The sequence below is a fragment of the Mycoplasma sp. 06067-C1-B144P-99-0482-3 genome, from assembly GCF_051053925.1.
Lineage (GTDB): Bacteria > Bacillota_I > Bacilli_A > Mycoplasmatales > Mycoplasmataceae > Mycoplasma > Mycoplasma leachii.
This window is the reverse complement of sequence record NZ_CP144017.1, coordinates 157,279-177,402: the sequence shown is the minus strand read 5'-3', so window position 1 is coordinate 177,402 and position 20,124 is coordinate 157,279. Positions and strand designations below refer to the sequence as shown.

The window sequence follows — 20,124 nt, the reverse complement described above, 5'->3', positions numbered from 1 at the left end:
AATAAGGAAAAAATATGAGAAAGTTTAACAAATTATTTTTAGCATTTTTACCAATTTCAAGTCTTAGTGTTTTTAGTGTAGTTTCATGTACAACAAATAATAAAAATAATAAACCAGATAAAATTCCACAACTACCAAATAGTAAAAAACCAGATAATAGACCTGAATCAGCTAACAAAACAGAAAATAAAAAGCCAACTGAAGGTTGAAATAGTGAAAAACAACCAGAAATTGAATCTATTCCTGGTGACCCAGAAACTGTACCAGATAATTCTAATAATCCTAAACCACCTGAAAATAATGATAATTCAGATTCAAATAATAATTATAATAATCCAAATAATGAAGAACCACAATCAGATGAACAAAATGATTCTAAAAATAGAGTTGATTTCCTAGATATAGAAAAAATAAATAAAAAAATAGACTTTAAATACATTACAACCTACAATAATAAAACTGCAAATGCTGCTTGAGTTCAAATAAAAAGTAGGGGGCAAAATATATTTAAAGAGATTATATTCAATAAAAATAAAGAAATTTTAGAGACATATCAAATTGAATTTGATAGTGAGTCTTTGCCTGAAATAATTGATGAAAAAGGAATAATTAACAAAGTTAAAATTAAGTTCACTAAATTTAATGAGTCTGAAATTTTTATATTCAGTTTTATTGGTTTTAAAGAAGAAGCTAAAAGTGAAAAAGACAACAAAAGTAAAAAGAATGGATACATAAAGGTCAAGGATAAAATAAATGAAAAAATAAAAGGCTTATATCCTTCTCTTGTTGCTTATATGCTTTTATATGTAGAGGATCAAAATAAATATAACAAAGACATAAAACAATCTGGCAATGTCATTAATTTCCAAGATCTAGAAAATAAAAATGATTCTTTATTTAGTAATGATTTTCCTGGGTTTAGCATTGGAACAAAAGAATTATTGTTTGAATACAAAGAAGAGTATAGACAAATTTATAAGGACGAAATAATAAGTGCTGCATATGATGATCTTAATGGAATATTGCAACTAGAAGTACAGATTAGAAATACTGATGATCATACAAACGATAAAGGCGATCCATTAATAACTAAAAAATTTAAATTAGAAGGATTTAGAAAAGTTGATATAAAAAATGAAAATAACAACGTAATTTTTGTAGATTTATTAAAAAATGATTTCAAAGAAATATTAAATAAGAGAAGTCTTAAAAAAATAGTCCAACAATTTATTACATATGGTGCATATAACAAAAAAATAGGTCTAGGCAATTCTAATCAAACTAGAATTAAAAATGAATTATTTAAAAAACTAATAGTAAATATAAACGATAAAAGTAATATTTATAGAACAACTCAAACACTAAGTCTAGATAGAAATAATGAAAAAAAATATAAATCTATACTTGGCTTAAAAAATAATATGTCTTTATATCCTTTTCATACAAGAGTCAATAAAGATTCAATTAAAAATATTTATTTAACAATAACAAATGAGAATGGAATAAAGGAAGCAAAAATTGAATTTGAACTTTACTTATCTGTATACGCATCAACTTTTACTGATTTGACCGATAATACTTATGATAGCGAAAAAGATATTAAACTAACAATCACTCAAACCGCACAAATTAATTAATAATTAAAAATAAGAGACTTTAGTCTCTTATTTTTTTAAACTTCTTTTCCTTCTAATAATAAATTTAAATAATGACCTAAACCACCTTCATCATTAGTATAATGAGTAATACCTTTAGCTATGAATTTTAAATTATTTACACCATTTTTCATAGCAATTGAACAACCAACTGTTTTTAACATTTCATAGTCATTTAATTGATCTCCAAATGCTATTACATCTCTTATATCTTTATTATAATATTGAGCTAAAAAAATACTTGCAAAACCTTTATCAGCATTTTTATTAGTTAAAGTAATTACTGGTTTTGTTTTACTTGTAACTATTCCATATAAAATATCACTTTGAATTTTAATTGCATCTTGATATTTTGTTAAAATTCTAATTACTTCATCTTTAGATTCATTTGATTTTAATTTTAGAACTAAATTATTACTTGGTGATTTTCAATCTGTATATGGAGAAGCTTTAATAAATATAAAGTCTTTTGAATTTTCAACTTTATTTAGATGAAAAAAATCTTCTAATTCTTTATCAGTTTTTCATAATAAAGACTTATCATAATATTCAATTAAAATATTTTCAACATTATTTTTAATAATAGGTTCATTAATAATTTGCATAATAATTTCATAATTAATAGGTAAAACTACTCTTTTCATTAACTTACTATTAGGATCATGAATGTGTGCACCATCAAAGTTAGCTAATAAAGTAGTTAAATTTAACTCTTTATAAATATGTTCAACTGCTCTAAAAGGTCTTCCTGTAACTATACAAACAATATGTCCGTTATTTTGAGCATCTAATATAGCTTTTTTAGTAATTTCATGAATTTGATCATTTTGATTAGTTAAAGTAGTTCCATCTAAATCTATTAAAATTAAGCGTTTTAAATTTAAGTCTTTTAACTTCATAATAAAACCTCTTATCTATAGTAATATCTTATTATTTATTTTAATTTATTATTTAAATAAGTAAAAATAACTAAAGTTTTTAATAATGGAGTTTTTAAATAATATATAAAAAATAGAATTAATAAAAAATGCAACTAATATCTAAAAAGATAAATTGAAATACTTTTTTAGTTTTTAATATTTATATATAAATGCACTAAAATATTAAATAAAAACTAAAACTTATGTTTTAAAAATCAATTAAAAAAATTAAAGCAGATTTTAAATAAATAACAAAAAGTGCAAAACCATTTTAAAATCTTTTAACACTTTTTATTAATTTAATATTTATATGTAAATACACTAAAATATTAAATGACTATTTTTTAAATGTTATTATTAAATTACAAGGAAAACAATAACTTATGCAAATTAATAGAGACTATTATTTAAATAAATTAATAAGTAAAAAGAATAATAATAAAATAAAAGTAATAACAGGAATAAGAAGAGTAGGTAAATCATACTTACTTTTTAATATTTATAAAAATTATTTATTATCAATAGGAGTTAAAGAAAATCAAATCATAACTTTAAAATTAGATAAATGAGAAAATATAAAATATAGAAAGCTTAATAACTTGTATAACTATATAAAACAACACACAAGTGAATTAAATAAAGTTTATTATGTTTTTATTGATGAAATTCAATATTGTGAAATTATAAAACAAGTAAACCAAAGTGGTTATGAACAAGTTTTAACCTTTGTTGATGTGATACTAAGTTTTTTTGATAATCCAAATATTGATTTATATATAACTGGAAGTAATTCAAAAATGTTATCTAGTGATATTCTTACAAATTTTAGAGGTAGATCTAGTCAGATAAAAGTTCATCCTTTAACTTTTAGTGAAATTAATACTTTTTTTAAAAATGGTGATGAGGCTTTGGATCATTATATCAATTATGGTGGTATGCCTGAAGTTTATTTAAATAAAACTATAGAAGAAAAAAAAGATTATTTAACTAATCAATTTCAAGAAATTTATTTAAAAGATATTAAAGAAAGATATAATGTGCAAAAAGATATTGTTGTTTTAGAAATACTTTTAAAATTTATTTCTTCAGTTATTGGCTCTTTTACTAATCCAACTAAACTGCAAAATAGATTTAAATCAGAAATGAAAACTGATATATCATCTAATACAATTTCTAATTATCTATCTTATTTTGAAAATAGCTTTATCTTATCACATATAGAACGTTATGACATTAAAGGAAATAGACATTTTTCATCAATTAATAAATACTATTTTACTGATATTGGTTTAAGAAATGCTTGTATTAATTTTAGACAAATAGAAAAAAATCATATTATAGAAAATATTGTTTATAACGAACTTATTAAAAGAGATTATAGTGTTTATGTTGGTGCTGTTGAACAACAAATAAAAATTAATAATAAAAGAACAACAAAGCAACTAGAAGTTGATTTTGTAGTTGAAATGGCAAATAAAAGATATTACATTCAATTTGCTATGAATGTTTATACTAAAGAAAAAAAAGATCAAGAAACTAATTCTTTGTTAAAAATTAAAGATAACTTTAAAAAAATAATAATTGTTTATGATGATATTGAACCTAAATATGATGATAATGGAATCTTATATTTAGGACTTAAGCAATTTTTATTAGATCCTAAGATAATAGATTTTTAATAAAAATAATCTAAAATAATAAAATAAAAGGATTATCTTTTGTACAATTCAGAAAACAATCCAATTATAATATTTATATTTTTTAGTATGTGTTTGTAATGCTAATTTCTATTCCTTAAAAATACACCTTTTTTCCCCCGAACCCCATATTCCGGACTAAAAATCCAGGAAATGGGGTTTTTATATGTCCAAATTAGATTTAGAAAAAAAGTTAAAAATTGTTAAAGAAGCTAAAAAACTTAATGTAAAAAGGAGCACTTATTTAGCAAATAAGTATAATATTTCAGATTCAACTGTAAAAAATTTAATTAATGGATTTGAAGCATTCGGAATTGAAGGACTTATTAATAAGGATAAAAAACCTTATTATAGTCCAAAATTAAAACTCAAAATTGTATTATATAAACTTAAAACTAATCAGTCTTATGATGAAATTGCAAGAAAATTTAATATTGTTTATTCATCAACTATAGCTGGATGATTTAAAAAGTATAAAGAATATGGATTTTTAGGGTTAAATAATAATATAGGGAGACCTAAGAAAAATATGAAAAACCCTAATAAAAAACCAACTAAAATAAAGAAATCTCAAGTAGAAATTAACAATGAACAACAGATTAAGGAATTAAAAGAACAAGTTGAATACTATAAGTTGGAGGCTGAATTCTGAAAAAAGTTCCACACCTTGTTGACAAAACAAAAATCAACAAGGAAAAAACAAAAGTAGTTTTAGAATTACTAAAAACACACAAAAAAGTTAAAATTTCTATTCTCTTAAAAATAGCCAAGCTGCCTAAATCTTCTTTTTATGAATGAAAACATAAGTTAGAAAATACAATAGATAAAAACAAAGAATTAAAGGAAATGATTGTTGATATTTTTAACAAATCATTTGAAACATATGGGTATAGAAGGCTAAAAATAGCTTTAGAATCAAAAGGATATATTGTTAATCACAAAAAAATTTTAAGGTTAACTAAAGAGCTTGGTGTTCAGTGTATCAAATTTAGAACAAAAAATGGAAGATATAGTTCTTATAAAGGAACTGTTGGAAAAATTGCAGATAATGTTTTAAAAAGAAATTTTCATTCTTTACAAGAAAACAAAGTTTGATGCACTGATGTAACAGAGTTTAAAGTTAATGGTCAAAAGTTATATTTATCACCAATTATTGATCTTTACAATGATGAAATTATTTTGTATTCGATTCAAACTAATCCTAACTTAAACTTAACAAATTCAATGCTAGAAAAAGCACTTAAAAAGGTTAAAAATACAAATGGTTTGTTAATTCACTCTGATCAGGGATTTCATTATCAACACATTAGCTGAGTTAAAAAACTAGAAGAAAATAACATAACACAAAGTATGTCTAGAAAAGGTAATTGCTTAGATAATGCTATTATAGAAAACTTCTTTGGTTTATTAAAACAAGAAATTTATTATGGTGAAAAATATAATTCAGTAGAAGAGTTAACTAAAAGGATTCATAAATATATTTATTGATATAACAACATAAGAATAAAAGAAAAATTAAAAGGATTGTCTCCTGTACAATTCAGAAAACAATCCTGTTATAATATTGAAAAATTTTAGTCCGTGTTTATGGTAGCGGGGGGTTTGGTGTATTTTTTTATAGTTTTATTATTTAGTTTTTCTTTTTATTAAAGAATATGTTAATCAATCTAAACTAGATATTAAAAATCCTGAGCCTAAAACAGCTAATAAAATAATGTATTTATTATATTAAGAAATTTATCATTTTTGCCACTATAGGTTTAAAATATCAATAATATTGTCAGTATATTTCTTTTCACTTGTATAGTGTCATTTTTTAGTTATACCATCTAAATACTTATTAGCTGAACTTAATCTTTCCATTATTTGATTAAACGAGAATCTCTCTGTTAATCCTTTTTCTTCAAATTCTTTTTTCATTCTTGAAGTGATTATAGAACTTATTAAGTTTATAAATTCAGTAGCAATTACACTTGTGTTTTGCTGTACTCTTACAAAATCCAGTTCAACAATGTTTTTATAGAAGTTGAAAAATTCTTCAATTTCTCATCTTGTTTTGTAAAGATCATATATTTGTTTTAAAGATAAATCTTCGTTGGAAATAAAAGTAATTGTTCCAAAAAGATTTTCTTTTTCTTGTAAAAGTTCGTTATTAAAACTTTGTTCACGATTAACTTTATCTAAATAAACTCTTCTTTCTTGGCTGTAGTCATTTGTGCTTTTAAATGAATATAAAGATTCGTCTTGATCTAGTTTTGCTTTTTTACATAAAATAATATCTTCATCAGAATTGAAAGTCATTTCATATTTAGATAACTCTAAAGCTTTGATTCTTTTATCGTTTCTTTTAATAGGGAAAAGATTTTTAACATTTTTCTTTTGAGTATTTAATTTATCTAAACTTTCTTTAGAAAGAATTCCTTTATCTCCCATGATTAAGCAATTATTTAGTGAAAATTCATCAATAAATCTATTGAACGCCATTGTATCTAGTGTGTTTCCTTGAAAAACCTTACTTGCAATGGGTTCTTTTTTGTTTAGGTCAAAAGCATATAGAACAGAAATGTTTTGCACCCCTTTAGTTCTAGCTTTTCACGATCATTTTGTAAAATCAGAACTTTTAGAACTACATTTTTTTAACATACCATCAATTACAATAGTAGATCCAGGAGAAACAGTATCGATTCTATTTTGAATGAATTGTTTGATGTATTTGTAGTTATATCCTAACTTTTCTAAAAACCTTGAAATGTTACTAGATGAAAGTCCTATACCTGGAAATTGTTCAGAGAAAAATGAACATTGATATTTTCTATTAATTTCTCGATTAGTGATATTTCCATAAGTTGCTCTAATAATTGCTATTGCATAAATTATTTTTGCATCTGAAGGATTATAAACTTTGCAAAGATTTTCAAATACATCTTTTGATAATTTATAAGCAATTTCAGTTCTTCCGAATTGTTTTATGTCACACAAAGCAAAGTTAAGTCTACTTGTTTTAATTTCTACATATTCAAAGTTTATTATTTCACCGATTTTACCCAGTTCTACAGGAACAGATTTTCCATTTTTTCAAACACTTGTTCTTTTAATAACATCATATCTATTTCCGTTTTTCTTTACTCTTGTATTTTTTGGTCTTTCGACAGCTAATATCTCTTTTGGTATAGGCATTTTCCTTCTCCTTATGTAGTGCTTTAGTCACTATAATTGTATTATATTTTTCGTTCTTTTTCTATAGTTTTTAGCTGTTTTTTATATATTTTTTTCTATAAAAATCCTAGGTTTTATCGATATTTTGACAAAATAGGCAAAAAAAATAGCATTTCAGCTATTTTTCATATATTCCTATAGTGGTTTTAACGGAAAGTTCTTAATATGATCATTGTTTCCCTTATTTCTATTTGTTAGTAGATCAAGTTTTATATTGCTTTTAAAAATAGTTGGTTTTAAAGAAAAATCAATATCATAAGATGAGTAATAAGTTTTATTTTCATAAAAATTTCAATGGTGTTTTTGAAAATCTCAAGTTTTACTTGTTGCTGGGTTTTCTATAATTCATATCTTAGGTTTAAAAGTTTGAATTATATGAATAGTAGCTCCTATTGTACTAATTCCTAATATTCTTCCCACTTCTTTTTGTAAAAACAATCTTCTTTTAACTGGATGAGCAGTTTTATTATATTCATCGTAATATTTTTTATTTCTTACTTTTCAAATCGAAGTATCATCTTCAACTTTTTCTGAAGTAGTAGTTATTTTAGAAAGCATCTTACCACCACAATCAGCTCCACTTCAACTTTCACACGGTGGAGAAGCTAAGATAATATCTGGTTTTTCTAATTGCTTTAATTGATTTATTAAATTAAAGTTAAGTAATGATAAATCAATTTGTTTATATTTATAATTTTCTGATTCTTTGAATTTTATTTTACTAGGATCATTGATACCAATTGAATAGACTATAAATTCCTTATCAAAGTATTTTTTAATTGCTTTTTGATAACTACTTTCAGCATCATCATATAAAGCTCATACTACATATTACATATTGAAATATTGGTTTTTCATTTGATAGAGAATTTTTGCTATTACCTATTTTATTGTGCATAGCAAAAACCTCCATATTACCTATAGAGTTAATGATATATATATGCAAGCGATCAGCATAAAATGGTAAAATTTAGTTCTGTTATCAACTCCAATTTTATAATTATCTATCTAAAAAATTCAAATTTAAAAAACTAAGCAAATAAAAATTCCCTTGATTATTTAAAAACCTAAGGGAATTTTTAAATTCTATAATTATTGTTTATGTATTTTTATATAGTCTTCAATATTAAATTGTAAAGTTCTAGGATCTCTTAATTTATAAATTAAGTTAGGATCAGCATAACCTTCTTCAATTTCTCATTTATTTAAATTAGCAGCAGGAGCATAATCTCTTAGTTCATTTGATATTTCTTTTTGTGGATTTTTTCTTTTACCTGTTATTGGATCAGTTTCATATACTTTAAAATTAATACCTGGTTTTAATTGTTTAGTTTTTTTATCTTTAGTTCATAAAAAGTCAAATGAACCATGAACACCAATGTTTCCTAAATTTGAATATGAATGTTCTGAGGTTTTATATTTACTTAATCTATCTTTGCTTAAAAATTTATTTGTCGCTTTTAAATTGAAATAGTTTTTTGTTAAATAATGTGTTCTATTTGTATATAAGTTAACATGAGCATGACTCATTCATCCACCATTAGTTGATTCACTTCCTAAATAACCTATAATTTCACCTTTTTTAACTTTAGTTGGTCTATCTGGAGTAAGTGTTGGAACAACTTGAATTGTTCTTTTATTTCCTCTATTTAATATTGTTCCACTTCTACTTATATGTCCTAGTTCTACAGTTTTAGCTTGCCAACCTAATTTTGGATTATTTAAAGTTCTTGATGCATCTAAATGTAAAAATGACATAAAAATATAATCAGAATTATTATTCAAATAAATTTCTTTTTGTTTTGGAGATCAATTTAATGAACTAACAGGAATTTTAAGAACCATTACAGTTCCTACTCCTTCTCTTGGTCTTGTTGTAGTAAATTCATAGGCAGCAATAACTTCTCCATCATATGGCATTAATACTTCTTGATGATCATTTGCAATATAATCTTCACCAATATGCATATATGATGGTGTTTTTACTTTTTCATCATAAAATGCTCTAGAAATACCATAACCTCCAGAAAATAACTCAGAATTAAAACTTCCAAAAAATGACTTATCAATACTTGGTAATATTGTTGCATCTAATCTTTCTGTTGCAAAACTTGGAGCTTTTATGTGTTGTTTTGTAAACTGATTTGTAAACAATAAACTATAATTTCCAACTCCAATATTTTTTACAAGTTTAAAAGAACTAGAATCTAAAAGTTTTAAGTTTAATTCAATACTTGCATTTCTAAAATCTTTACTTGTAATTTTATCAATACTAATATCTTTAATTTGATCACCATAAGTTTTAACTATTAAATTACTTTTATCTAAACTAGATAAATCAGTGTTATTTTCAGTATTTGCAATTGTATTAACTTTAACTAAATCAGTTAATTTTAATTTTTTTCAAAAACTATCATTTCAATCAAAACTAAATTTAGAAAATAAATAAAAGCCAGCTTGGAAATTCTCTTTTACAGTTTCTTTTTTATTATTAACACCAACTCTTATTTTTAAATTACCTTGATTTTGTTTTAAATTAGCATCTTTAAAATCAACATCTTCTAAAGTTAATTTAAATTCAAAGTTTTGATATTTTTTTTCAATTTCTTTAAATTTAGATTCATCAACAGTAAACATTTCTTTTAATTGTTTTGAATCTAAATCATGAATTCATCATTTCTCTAATAAGTGTCCTCTTTTAACTTTATTATTATTTAAAGTAACTTTTAAATCACTAGGTCTAAGTGTTTTTAATTCTTCAAAAGCCTTTTTAAGTTCTTCTTGTTGTTTAACAACTTCTTCTAAGTTTTTAATTTTAGTTTGCTGTTTTTCTTTTTCATTACCTGTTTTTAACAACTCTAGTTCACTTTTAGCTTTTGAAATAGCATCTTTAACATACACTTCAATAGTATATTCACTATATAAACCTTGTTGATATTTGGCTTTATTATGTGAAGTTAAATTAAGTCTTACTCTAATAGGAAAAACAATGTTAAAACTATTATTTACATCTCTTCTAACATTATTATAATCAATACTAAAAGATAAACGGTTAATTAAATTATCACTATAATGTAATTTATCTTTAAGAATCTTTTTAAATTCTTGTTGATTAAATTCCATATATTTAGTCATATAATTATCTAACATCATATCTTCAAATAAAACAGTTTTACTTGAAGCACCATCTATTTTATAGACAATTAAATTATCAATTTGATTATTAGTAAAATATTCATTAATTTCAGATAAAATGTTGATTTGATTATTAGTTTCAAATCTTAATAAATTATTATTATTGAATTTAGTTTTATTATTTAAATTTAAAAATATTTCTGAATTTTGATTAGTAGTATTTCTATTAGTACAACTAACAACTGTAATTATTGGAGCTGTTGATAAAATAGTTATAAAAGAAAATAACAAACACTTTTTAAATTTCAAATTTTTAAAAGATCAATTTCTCATATATCTCCTTATTAAGAAACACTAATATATACTCCAGATGCCATTTTTATTAATATTGCAAAAAATGCTAGAATCATTGGAATAATAATAGTTAATATTACAACTATAAAAAACTTAATTAAATCTTTATAATAAGTTGATTGTTGTTTTAGTTGCTTTGATAATTTCAAATAACTAATAGTTTTCAAAATAATATTTATTAAAGAAAAAAATAAATGAAAACAAAAGAAATTTACAAATGATGAAGCAAAAATAATTACTCCAACAACTAGTCCTTCAATTAGTTTTATTTGAAAATCATTAGTTTTATAAAATGCTGTATTTGTCATACTTATTAAAGGTAATAACAGCATTAACATCATAATAAAAGCAATTTCTTTTATTGTGTATCATTTTAAAGACAACTTATCATCAAAACTAACAATCATACTAATTTTTAAATGATTAATATTATTTTCTAAACCGGTTTGATTAATTTTTTTAATTAAAAAAAATAATCCAACAAACAAACTAAGCCCTAAAAATCCACCAATTAATTGACCAGTTAGAATATATGGTATTCCTTTTCATAAAAGAGAGCCAATTAAAGTATTTGAGCTATTTAAAACTTGTCCACTATTTGCTAAACCCTTTAAAACACTTAAATAAAAAACACTTAAAGGATTTAAAAATGGATAAACACTAGTTTGTGAGGCTATACTTGAAAAAGCTCAAGGCAAATAAAAAGCTAATAGAGTTGCTATAGTATAACCTGATGATAAAAAGATTTTATTATCTTGCTTTTTTAAAATTACAGCAAATAATTTTCATAAAAAAACTAAAAATATTAATGTTGCTACACTTAATATTTCAAAACTAAAAACAGTTGAGTTAAAAAATGTTCTTAACGCATTTCCTGGCTGATTTGTCATTTATTTATCTCCTAAATAAAAATATGTTTAAACATAAAAAATTTTATTGAAGCAACAATAAAATTTTTTTCTAGGTTATAGTTTATTAAAATATCTAGTTATTTTCTGATTTTTTTATTAAGATATCTAGCAATTAGATTTATTGTTAATATTGCAAATGTTGCAATTCATACATAACTCATAGCTAATCTTGGATAAAATGCTTTTGTATCTAAATACTTAGTAATTAAATGTCCAATATATAATTTATCACTAGCTAAAATATAATAAGTAATTGATGCTCTAAATATTAATTCAAAATAAAAAATTGATAATGAGATAAATTCAATTTTAATTGCGGGCAAGACATACTTTAAAAATATTTGATTATTACTATATCCTTGGATTTTTAAATTATTAATGATTTGGATATTTAAATTATCAACTACTTCAACTAATTGTTTTGCTTTACTTGATGCTTGATGTAAACTTACAACAATAATTACTAGTGTTAAAACATTATTAAATATTGGATGAAAAACATAAAAATAAACTATAGTTGGAATTAATCTAATTAAAACATTTAAACTTCTACAAATAATTACAATAAATAAATTATTTAATCTTATTGATTGTAATCTAATACCTATAATTGCAATAATTATGCAAATAAACATAGCAACAATTGTAAACTGTAGTGAATTTCAAATTAAAAGAATTGGGTTATTTTCAATATGTTTGTTAAAAATACTAAAACTAGCAAAGTTTGGGTTTAACAAATTATTAAAAAATGATTTAACATAATCTAAATTAAAGATATAAATTGGAATATTAATAAAAGTGATAATACTTATAATAGTTAAACTAGTAAATATTAAACTAATAACAATTTTATTAACATTTAGTTTTTTAGATAAACGCGTATAGTATTCTAATTTAGTTTCATTTTTTTGTTTATAAACTTTAGATCTAGCTTCAACTAAGTATTTTTTAAATAAATAGTTTAATAATTCTAAAACTAAAATAAAACTCATTAATACTAATAAAGGTATACCTAGCTGATTAAAATTTGCAGTGTTTTCGCTTCCATAAACTATTAATCTACCTATTCCAGGTAAACTTAAAGCTGCTAGAATTGAAGCTCATCTAATGTTTGATTCAAATGAAAAAATAAATAATGCAATTACTCTATTTTTTATTCTTGGATAAATTTCTTTAAAAAAAGCTTTAAACTTTGAATTACCTTGACTTATTGAAACATAATATGGATGTAAATCAAATGAATTTAACATATCAATATAGTATTTATGTAATCATAATCAAGTAAATCAAATATAAACTAATAATAAACTTAAATCGTTTCTAAAAGTTGAAGTTATCAGAGTAATAAAAATCAATTCAGGCGTACTTCTTAAAATTAAAATAACAGCACTTAATAAATAAGATAAAAATTTATTATTAACTTTACTAAATGATAAAAAACTAGTAATAACAGCTAATATAAAACCTATAAATGTTCCAGTTAAGGCTAGTTTAATTGTTACTCATAACAAACTAAGCGTATCTAAAAATAAGTTAGTATATTCATTTGAAATATAACTAGTATCTAAAAAGTTTTTATTTTCAAAACTAAATAGTAAAGCTAATTTTTTAGTTACTTGATAAAAGTTATCAATATTAATAAGACTTGCTTGATTATAAAAACATCAACCTACTAATAATAAAACTAAAAGTATTAAAAGATGAAAATAGATTTTATGAAATTTTCAACTTGTTTTTGTATTAGTAGTTCTGTTTATATAACGATATTTAAAGAAATTAGATTCTTTAACTAAAAATGGCTTTTTATAATTTTGTCTAATTGCCATTGGTTTATATCCTTAGTTTTTTTATCAAGCACAATTTGCTTATTATCAATTGCTATTACTCTATCAAAATATTTCTTAACTAAATTAAGATCATGAATGTTTACTAAAATAGTTTTATTTTGTTCTGAAATATTTTTAAGTATTTTAAGTACTTCAATACTAGTTTTTTTATCTAAATTACTTGTTGGTTCATCTGCTAAAATTAACTCAACATCTTTTATTAATAGTTTTGCAATTTCTACACGTTGTTGTTGACCACCAGAAAGTTCACTTACTTTAAAAAAAGCTTTATCTAAAATATTTAATTCATCTAATTTTTCAAAAATTGTTATTTTTTGTTTTTTAGTTAATATACTAAAAAACTTATAAAAACTATTTTTATATTTACTAGTTGATCTAATAATGTTGTTATAAACATTATCAGTATAAATAAGATTTGGAGTTTGTGTTAGAAAACCTATTTTTGAAATAAAATTACGTTTCTGTTTTTTATTAAATTTTAAAATGTCTTGATCAAACACTTTTATCTGACCATTTACTGGTTTTAATGAATTAATTATTATTTTAAATAATGTACTTTTTCCAACTCCAGATGGACCAATTATAGCAACTAGTTCACCTTGAAAAATATCTAAAGTAATATTTTCTAAAACTAAATCACTTTTATTATTATATTTAACTGATATTTCTTTTAACTCTATAACCTTTTTCATCTATTTTTGTTTTTCGATTTTATCAATATTTGTTACTAAATCTTGTTTTGATTCAGCTTGTACTTGCAATTTTACTAATTTTTCAAATAAGTCGATACTTAATGGCATAAATTTGTTATATCCAGTATAAATACCATAAGTATTTTCAGTTAATGAAAGTGAATGTAAGGCTTCTGAAATAAGTTTTACTTGTTTATCTAATAAACCTTTTCTTGCTAAAACAACATCATAACCTGCTGGATTAGTCATTGTTAAAGTTCTAATAACAGCACCATTTTTATCTGTTATGGCATTTGTTTCAGCTGTAGTAGCTGAAGTGGATGAATTTGATGCAACAGGTGTGGATGTAGCAGTCATCATAGATTTGCCATTCATTGCCATTTCTGCTTTTATACTTGATACAAAGTTAGTTGGTCTAAATTTTTCTCCCCCTTCTTTAGATCTAGTTCAATTATATGAACCTTCATCATCAAATCCAATTAAAGGAGTTATTTGTGAATTAGCTTGTTTTTTTCCTAATTGCTTAGAAGCAGATTGTCCCTTGATAATGTACTTTTCATATTTAGGATTCTTTTCAAGATCATTTCTAATCTCTTCTATTGTTTTATTAAAATGACGAGCAAATAGAGCTACTTGATATTTATATCCTCCAGCACTACTTGTTTTTTCAAAAACAATACCATTTTTAACAAATTCATCTCAATTTTTGCTTTCTCATTGCTCTATTATTTTTTTGCGCTCATCATCTTTTCCTGCAATCAAAACAACACCACGATACACATAAGTTAATTCATCTTTTTTATAAAAATTTGCATATTTTGAACCATCAAAGTCTAATTTTGTTCCATTTTTTTCTTTTTCTTTAGCATATCAATCTGGATATTCACCAAATTTTAATCATTCAGTATTATTGCTTTCTGCTAATTTACGTAGTGAATCGTCTTTTGTTCCATCTTTATAAAAAGTGTTGTCTTCTGATTGTCAACTAAACCTTAAAGTAGCAGCTTGAGACACTAATTTAAATGGTAAATCTCTATTTAGAGATTTGGTTTTAGAATCTCAAACATTATTTAAATAGTATGAATAATTAGTAATATAGATGTCATTGTTAAAGTCATTTTTCTCTAATTTAGAATAATAGCTTTTCTTATTGGCATCTTCTTTTATTTGAAACTTAACATCTTTATATTTTTTAGTTTCTTCATCTTTATTTTTTAATTCATTAAATCTTTCACCTAACAACTTTAAGAATTTTTCACTTAGCTCACCAGATGAAATTACTTTTCCTTCTTTATCAATTTGTTTTAAAAATCCATCATTAATATAACCATTATTAATTGTTATTGTAGTATCTCAGCTTTCTTTAGTTTGACAAGCAACAACAAGTGAACTTATAGAACCAATAGAAACAGCTGATAACATTGTTCCTAATGCTACTTTTAATCTATTTGTATACATTCTTATCTCCTTTTTAAAATAAGGGGAAAATAAAAGGTTATACCTTTTAAGGGTATAACCTGTAAAAAATCTCTAGCCACGCATGAATTACCATGATCTGCTAATAGGTATAATCTCAGCCTTTTACAGCACCCTTATTTGCTTTAATTATACTTTAATAGATTAAATAGTTATATAAAAAAATATAAATATTCAAACATTAAAAAAACTAAAAAATAATGATTAATTACTTATCTATTCTAAACTCAATAGGAATCTCTTCTTTTAAAACATATTTAAAAATATATTCTCCAACTCCACCTTGATCTGCAGTTAAACTAGTAATATCATCAGCTGCATTTTTAACAATCTCTAGTTTTGAATTTTTCATAGCAACTCCAGTTCCTGCAAATTTAATAGCTTCTAAGTCGTTTTCTCCATCTCCAAAAAATAAAATTTCTTCTGGTTTTATATTTAATTCTTTTGCAACATATTCTAAACCATAACCTTTATTAACACCAATTGGATTAATTTCAATATTTTCTTTTGCATTTGTTACATAACTAAAAGAAAAAGCACTAAAACCTAGATCTTCAACTTTTTTTCTCATTTGCCTCATATTTTCTTTTTTACCAAAACAAATATATTTAGTAATTTGAGACTCTAATTTTTTGTTAGGTTTATAAACTTTAACATTTCTTTGAGCTCTTTTTTTCATTCATCAAAAAAAGATAGATATTCCTTTATTTTTATAAGCAATATTTTCATTAAGTGTATAACAAAAAGCATGAGCTTTATGTTGTTTTATAATACTAAAGATTTGATCCACTTGTTGAGCTGCAAAGTTTTTTGTATATCTAATCTTTACACTACCATTTTTCTCATAACTAAACACTTGTCCACCATTTTGACTAATAAAAGGAATAGAAGTATTTAATAAATCTAATTGTTTTGCAATAAATCTAGTAGTTGTTATAGTTCTTCCTGTTGCTATAACTATTTTTATTCCTTTATCTTTAGCTTTTTTTATAGCAAGTTTAGTTAGTTCATGAATTCCGTTTTTTCTAGAATACACTGTTCCATCAATATCAATAGCAATTATTTTATACATAAAAACTCTCTTTTCTATTATTATGATTATAACAAAATCAATTATTCTAATATCTTGATGAATTTTAGTTTCTTAATATAAGGAGTTAATAAGTAATATAACTTTTATAATTAATTTGAGGTGAAATAATGAATAAGTTTAAATCTGAGTTTGATAAACCTTTTAATAGATCAAAAACTCATGAAAGAAGATGATGTAAAGATAATATTAAACAATTTTATTTATTAGATGATTATGATAATTTTTTAAACTGTTCAATAGCTGACACTAATTTTAAAACTCCAAAAGTTATAGTAAATACAATTAAAAAAATCGCTAAACAACAATCTTATAGTTACACTTGTAGTATTGAAAATAGTCTAGATGCTATTCAAACTTGATATAAACAATTACATAATATTGATTTAAATACTAATCAAATAATTCTAGGTCATGGAACTATTAGTGCTTTAATACAAGCTGTTCAAGCGCTTACTAATGTAAATGATAATATCTTAATTCAATCTCCTGTTTATAAACCTTTTTATAATGTAATACAAACAAATAATAGAAATGTAATAAATAATCCATTAGTTTATAAAGATCATAATTATGAAATTGATTTTATTGATTTTGAAAATAAAATAAAAAAACATAATGTAAAAATGTTTATTTTATGTAGTCCACATAACCCTTCTGGAGTAGTTTGAAAAGCTCAAGATCTTTTAAAAATCGTTGAGACTTGTAATAAGTATAATGTAGTTATTATTAGTGATGAAGTTCATGGAGACATTGTTTTAAAAGATAAGTTTTATTCTTTATTAGAATTTGAAACTAAAAATAATAATTTTATAGTAGTTAGTTCTCCAAATAAAATGTTTAATTTAGCTGGATTAAAAGGTTCTTATTTAATTAGTAAAAATACAGATATACTAGATAAAATTAAACAACAATATTTAATTAATGGATTTGGATTATTTAATTCTTTTTATCAACAAGTTTTAATTAGTGCTTATACAAATAAAGAAGTTTTAGATTGAGTAAAAGAGTTTAAAGAATATATTTATAATAACTATTTATATTTAAAAGAAAATCTTTTAGATAAATATAAACAACTAGATTATATAGATCTAAAAGCAACTTATTTAGTTTGAATTAAGTTTAATCATATAACTGTTGATCAGTTTAAAGAAAATTTAAAACACCAAAATCTAATTATTAATTTAGCTTCTGATTTTTATACAAATGAAACTGACTGATTTAGAATAAATATTGCTTGTCCTAGAAGTGAATTAATACAATTAGTTGAAAAATTAAAAATCTGTTTAAAATTAAATTAGGAGGTAATAATGAAAATAATTAGTACTGAAAATGCTCCAAAAGCAATAGGCCCATACAGTCAAGCTGTTAAAATTTGTAATGGTACTTTGTATTTATCTGGTCAATTAGGATTAGATCCTAAAACTATGATTTTAGAAAATAATATTGAATTACAAACAAAAAGAAGTTTAAACAATATATATGAAATTTTAAAACAAGCAGGATATGACAAGACTGATGTAGTTAAAACTTTAGTCTTATTAAAAGATATTAATGATTTTTCATTAGTAAATAGTATTTATGAAGAATTCTTTGAAGAGCACAAACCTGCAAGAAGTGCTTTTCAAGCAGCTGCTCTTCCAAAAGATGCTTTAATTGAAATTGAAGTTATTGCTTATAAAACTAATACAAATTGTTGTTTAGATAAATAATAAAAAATGCAGATTATCTTAATTAGATAGTTCTGCATTTTTCTTATTTTTTAGATTTAATTTTTGCTATTTTATCTTTTATTTTAGTTTTTGATTTGAAATAAAGATTTTTTGTTTTATCTATTGATTTAACAAAAAAATCTTTTATGTTATCTTTTGATTTTAAAAGTGAAGGCTTTAGTTTATCTGCTGATTTTAAATATAAGTTTTTTAGATTTTTACGATAATAATAGCCAAGTCCAGCAGTAGTTCCTAAAATAGTAAAACTACCTAAAACAGATCCTGCAATTATTCCAGCATTAGGAGAGCTTAGCTTTATTGAACTTGATTTTGCTGATGGTATTTTGTAAAGGCTATCACTTTTTATAGAACTATTTTCCTTATCCTTTATAGCATTGCTAGTTTTTGTTGTTTGATTTTCATCTTTAGGCAATTCACCTTTTTCAACAGGAATTTTGTTTTTGGCCTCTGACTGCTTCTTAGTTTTATCAACTTTAGGTAATGTACTTTCAGCCTCTGTATTAGAAATAGAGCTAGATTCAGAATTTGCTCGTGGTAAAGAATTATCAGATGAGCTATTTGGTTGATGTTGAGTTAGAGAATCATTAGCAGGTTTTTTTTCTTCAACTTTTCATATAGGTTGTTTTGTTTTTTCTAAACCGAAATCTTTGTTTTCAACTACATTAGACATAACTCAATCACTTAAATTATGATTAAAATTAGAAGCGTTTTTAAACATATGTTTCATATTGTTTGCACTTTTTAATTTTTCACCCCAATTTAATGGTTTGTCATTATTGTTGAAATTTTCTGCACCTTCAAACATTTGTTCAAAATTTCTTACATTTATTATATTTCAGTCTGAAATATCTTGATTAAAGCTTTTTGCTTCATAAAACATACTGTTCATATTAGTTACTTTTGATACATCTCATTTTGATAAATCTTGATTAAACTTACCTGTTAATCCAAACGTTTTTTCCATATTTGTAACTTTAGAAGTATTTCACTTAGATATTTCTTCACTATTTATTCAACGTGCATTATAAAAAGCATAGCTCATATCTGTTATGTTTGATGTATCTCATCCAATTTCTCATTCTATTATATTATTGTTAGCTAGAAATGCTTTATTTAAACTAGTTATCTCCTTTGGTAATGGCGCAGCAATTGTTTTTACCCTATAATCGATCCTTTTAATTTTAATAGTCCCATTAGATAAAACATCATATCCAACTTCTTTTAATACTCCATTACATATTTTATGTTCTTTAGACTTAAATCTATTTTTGTAAGTTATTAATTCAAATTGATCACTAGATTTAGATACTAACAAAATAGTTGTCGAAAAAAGAAATATTGCGCTAAAATTAGCTAAAATTGTCAATAATTTTTTCATTAATTTTCTTTCCTTATATT

14 protein-coding genes and 1 pseudogene are annotated in these 20,124 nt (G+C 23.2%); 5 read left to right on the top strand and 10 right to left on the bottom strand.

The genetic code is table 4. From position 1 onward, the window contains the following. Window positions 1-14: 14 nt before the first annotated feature. The gene (locus V2P32_RS00800; protein WP_434343696.1) at window positions 15-1,637 is read left to right on the top strand and encodes an LppA family lipoprotein; all 1,623 of its coding nucleotides are present in this window, start codon (window positions 15-17) and stop codon (window positions 1,635-1,637) included. A 35-nt stretch (window positions 1,638-1,672) separates the two neighbouring features. On the opposite strand, the gene V2P32_RS00795 is transcribed toward V2P32_RS00800, so the two are convergent. Next, window positions 1,673-2,554 carry a Cof-type HAD-IIB family hydrolase gene (locus V2P32_RS00795; protein ID WP_434343695.1) on the bottom strand — a complete coding sequence of 294 codons (882 nt, stop codon included), beginning with the start codon at window positions 2,552-2,554 and terminating at the stop codon, window positions 1,673-1,675. A 404-nt stretch (window positions 2,555-2,958) separates the two neighbouring features. Between V2P32_RS00795 and V2P32_RS00790 the strand changes: the two genes are divergently transcribed. Together V2P32_RS00790 and V2P32_RS00785 are read left to right on the top strand one after the other, a co-directional pair. Continuing rightward, a complete protein-coding gene (locus V2P32_RS00790; protein ID WP_434343694.1) occupies window positions 2,959-4,254 on the top strand; it encodes an ATP-binding protein in 1,296 nt (431 codons plus the stop codon). Between the two features lie 184 nt (window positions 4,255-4,438). Beyond that, window positions 4,439-5,850, top strand: a protein-coding gene (locus V2P32_RS00785) for an IS3 family transposase (protein WP_434343693.1) whose coding sequence is annotated in 2 segments (ribosomal slippage) — window positions 4,439-4,931 and window positions 4,931-5,850 — 1,413 coding nt in all. Because the reading frame shifts where the segments join, the coding sequence is not laid out codon by codon here. A 174-nt stretch (window positions 5,851-6,024) separates the two neighbouring features. On the opposite strand, the gene V2P32_RS00780 is transcribed toward V2P32_RS00785, so the two are convergent. From V2P32_RS00780 to V2P32_RS00745, 8 genes and pseudogenes are all read right to left on the bottom strand, one after another. Continuing rightward, window positions 6,025-7,449 carry a transposase gene (locus V2P32_RS00780; protein WP_434343692.1) on the bottom strand — a complete coding sequence of 475 codons (1,425 nt, stop codon included), beginning with the start codon at window positions 7,447-7,449 and terminating at the stop codon, window positions 6,025-6,027. 201 nt (window positions 7,450-7,650) lie between these two features. Beyond that, window positions 7,651-8,386: pseudogene (locus V2P32_RS00775) on the bottom strand (DNA methyltransferase); the annotation flags it as partial. A gap of 194 nt (window positions 8,387-8,580) precedes the next feature. Continuing rightward, a complete protein-coding gene (locus V2P32_RS00770) occupies window positions 8,581-10,956 on the bottom strand; it encodes an MSC_0775 family lipoprotein (RefSeq protein ID WP_434343691.1) in 2,376 nt (791 codons plus the stop codon). Window positions 10,957-10,967: 11 nt separating this feature from the next. Beyond that, a complete protein-coding gene (locus V2P32_RS00765) occupies window positions 10,968-11,867 on the bottom strand; it encodes an MAG4940 family membrane protein (protein ID WP_434343690.1) in 900 nt (299 codons plus the stop codon). 98 nt (window positions 11,868-11,965) lie between these two features. Further along, the gene (locus V2P32_RS00760; protein ID WP_434343689.1) at window positions 11,966-13,714 is read right to left on the bottom strand and encodes an ABC transporter permease subunit; all 1,749 of its coding nucleotides are present in this window, start codon (window positions 13,712-13,714) and stop codon (window positions 11,966-11,968) included. Beyond that, window positions 13,678-14,427 (bottom strand): phosphonate ABC transporter ATP-binding protein, encoded by a 750-nt coding sequence (locus V2P32_RS00755; RefSeq protein WP_434343688.1) that lies wholly within the window; start codon window positions 14,425-14,427, stop codon window positions 13,678-13,680. The genes V2P32_RS00760 and V2P32_RS00755 overlap by 37 nt, the downstream gene beginning before the upstream one ends. Further along, window positions 14,428-15,885 (bottom strand): ABC transporter thiamine pyrophosphate-binding lipoprotein p37/Cypl, encoded by a 1,458-nt coding sequence (cypl, locus tag V2P32_RS00750; RefSeq protein ID WP_434343687.1) that lies wholly within the window; start codon window positions 15,883-15,885, stop codon window positions 14,428-14,430. A gap of 226 nt (window positions 15,886-16,111) precedes the next feature. Then, window positions 16,112-16,975 (bottom strand): HAD family hydrolase, encoded by an 864-nt coding sequence (locus V2P32_RS00745; protein ID WP_434343686.1) that lies wholly within the window; start codon window positions 16,973-16,975, stop codon window positions 16,112-16,114. Window positions 16,976-17,103: 128 nt separating this feature from the next. On the opposite strand from V2P32_RS00745, the gene V2P32_RS00740 reads away from it, so the two are divergent. Both V2P32_RS00740 and V2P32_RS00735 read left to right on the top strand, forming a co-directional pair. Continuing rightward, complete coding sequence (locus tag V2P32_RS00740; RefSeq protein WP_434343685.1) at window positions 17,104-18,294, top strand: MalY/PatB family protein; 1,191 nt, start codon at window positions 17,104-17,106, stop codon at window positions 18,292-18,294. A 9-nt stretch (window positions 18,295-18,303) separates the two neighbouring features. Further along, on the top strand, window positions 18,304-18,705 hold the full coding sequence (locus tag V2P32_RS00735) for a RidA family protein (RefSeq protein WP_434343684.1): 402 nt from the start codon (window positions 18,304-18,306) through the stop codon (window positions 18,703-18,705). A 43-nt stretch (window positions 18,706-18,748) separates the two neighbouring features. On the opposite strand, the gene V2P32_RS00730 is transcribed toward V2P32_RS00735, so the two are convergent. Then, entirely contained in the window at window positions 18,749-20,104 is a 1,356-nt protein-coding gene (locus tag V2P32_RS00730) for a BspA family leucine-rich repeat surface protein (protein WP_434343683.1), read from the bottom strand. Window positions 20,105-20,124 lie beyond the last annotated feature (20 nt).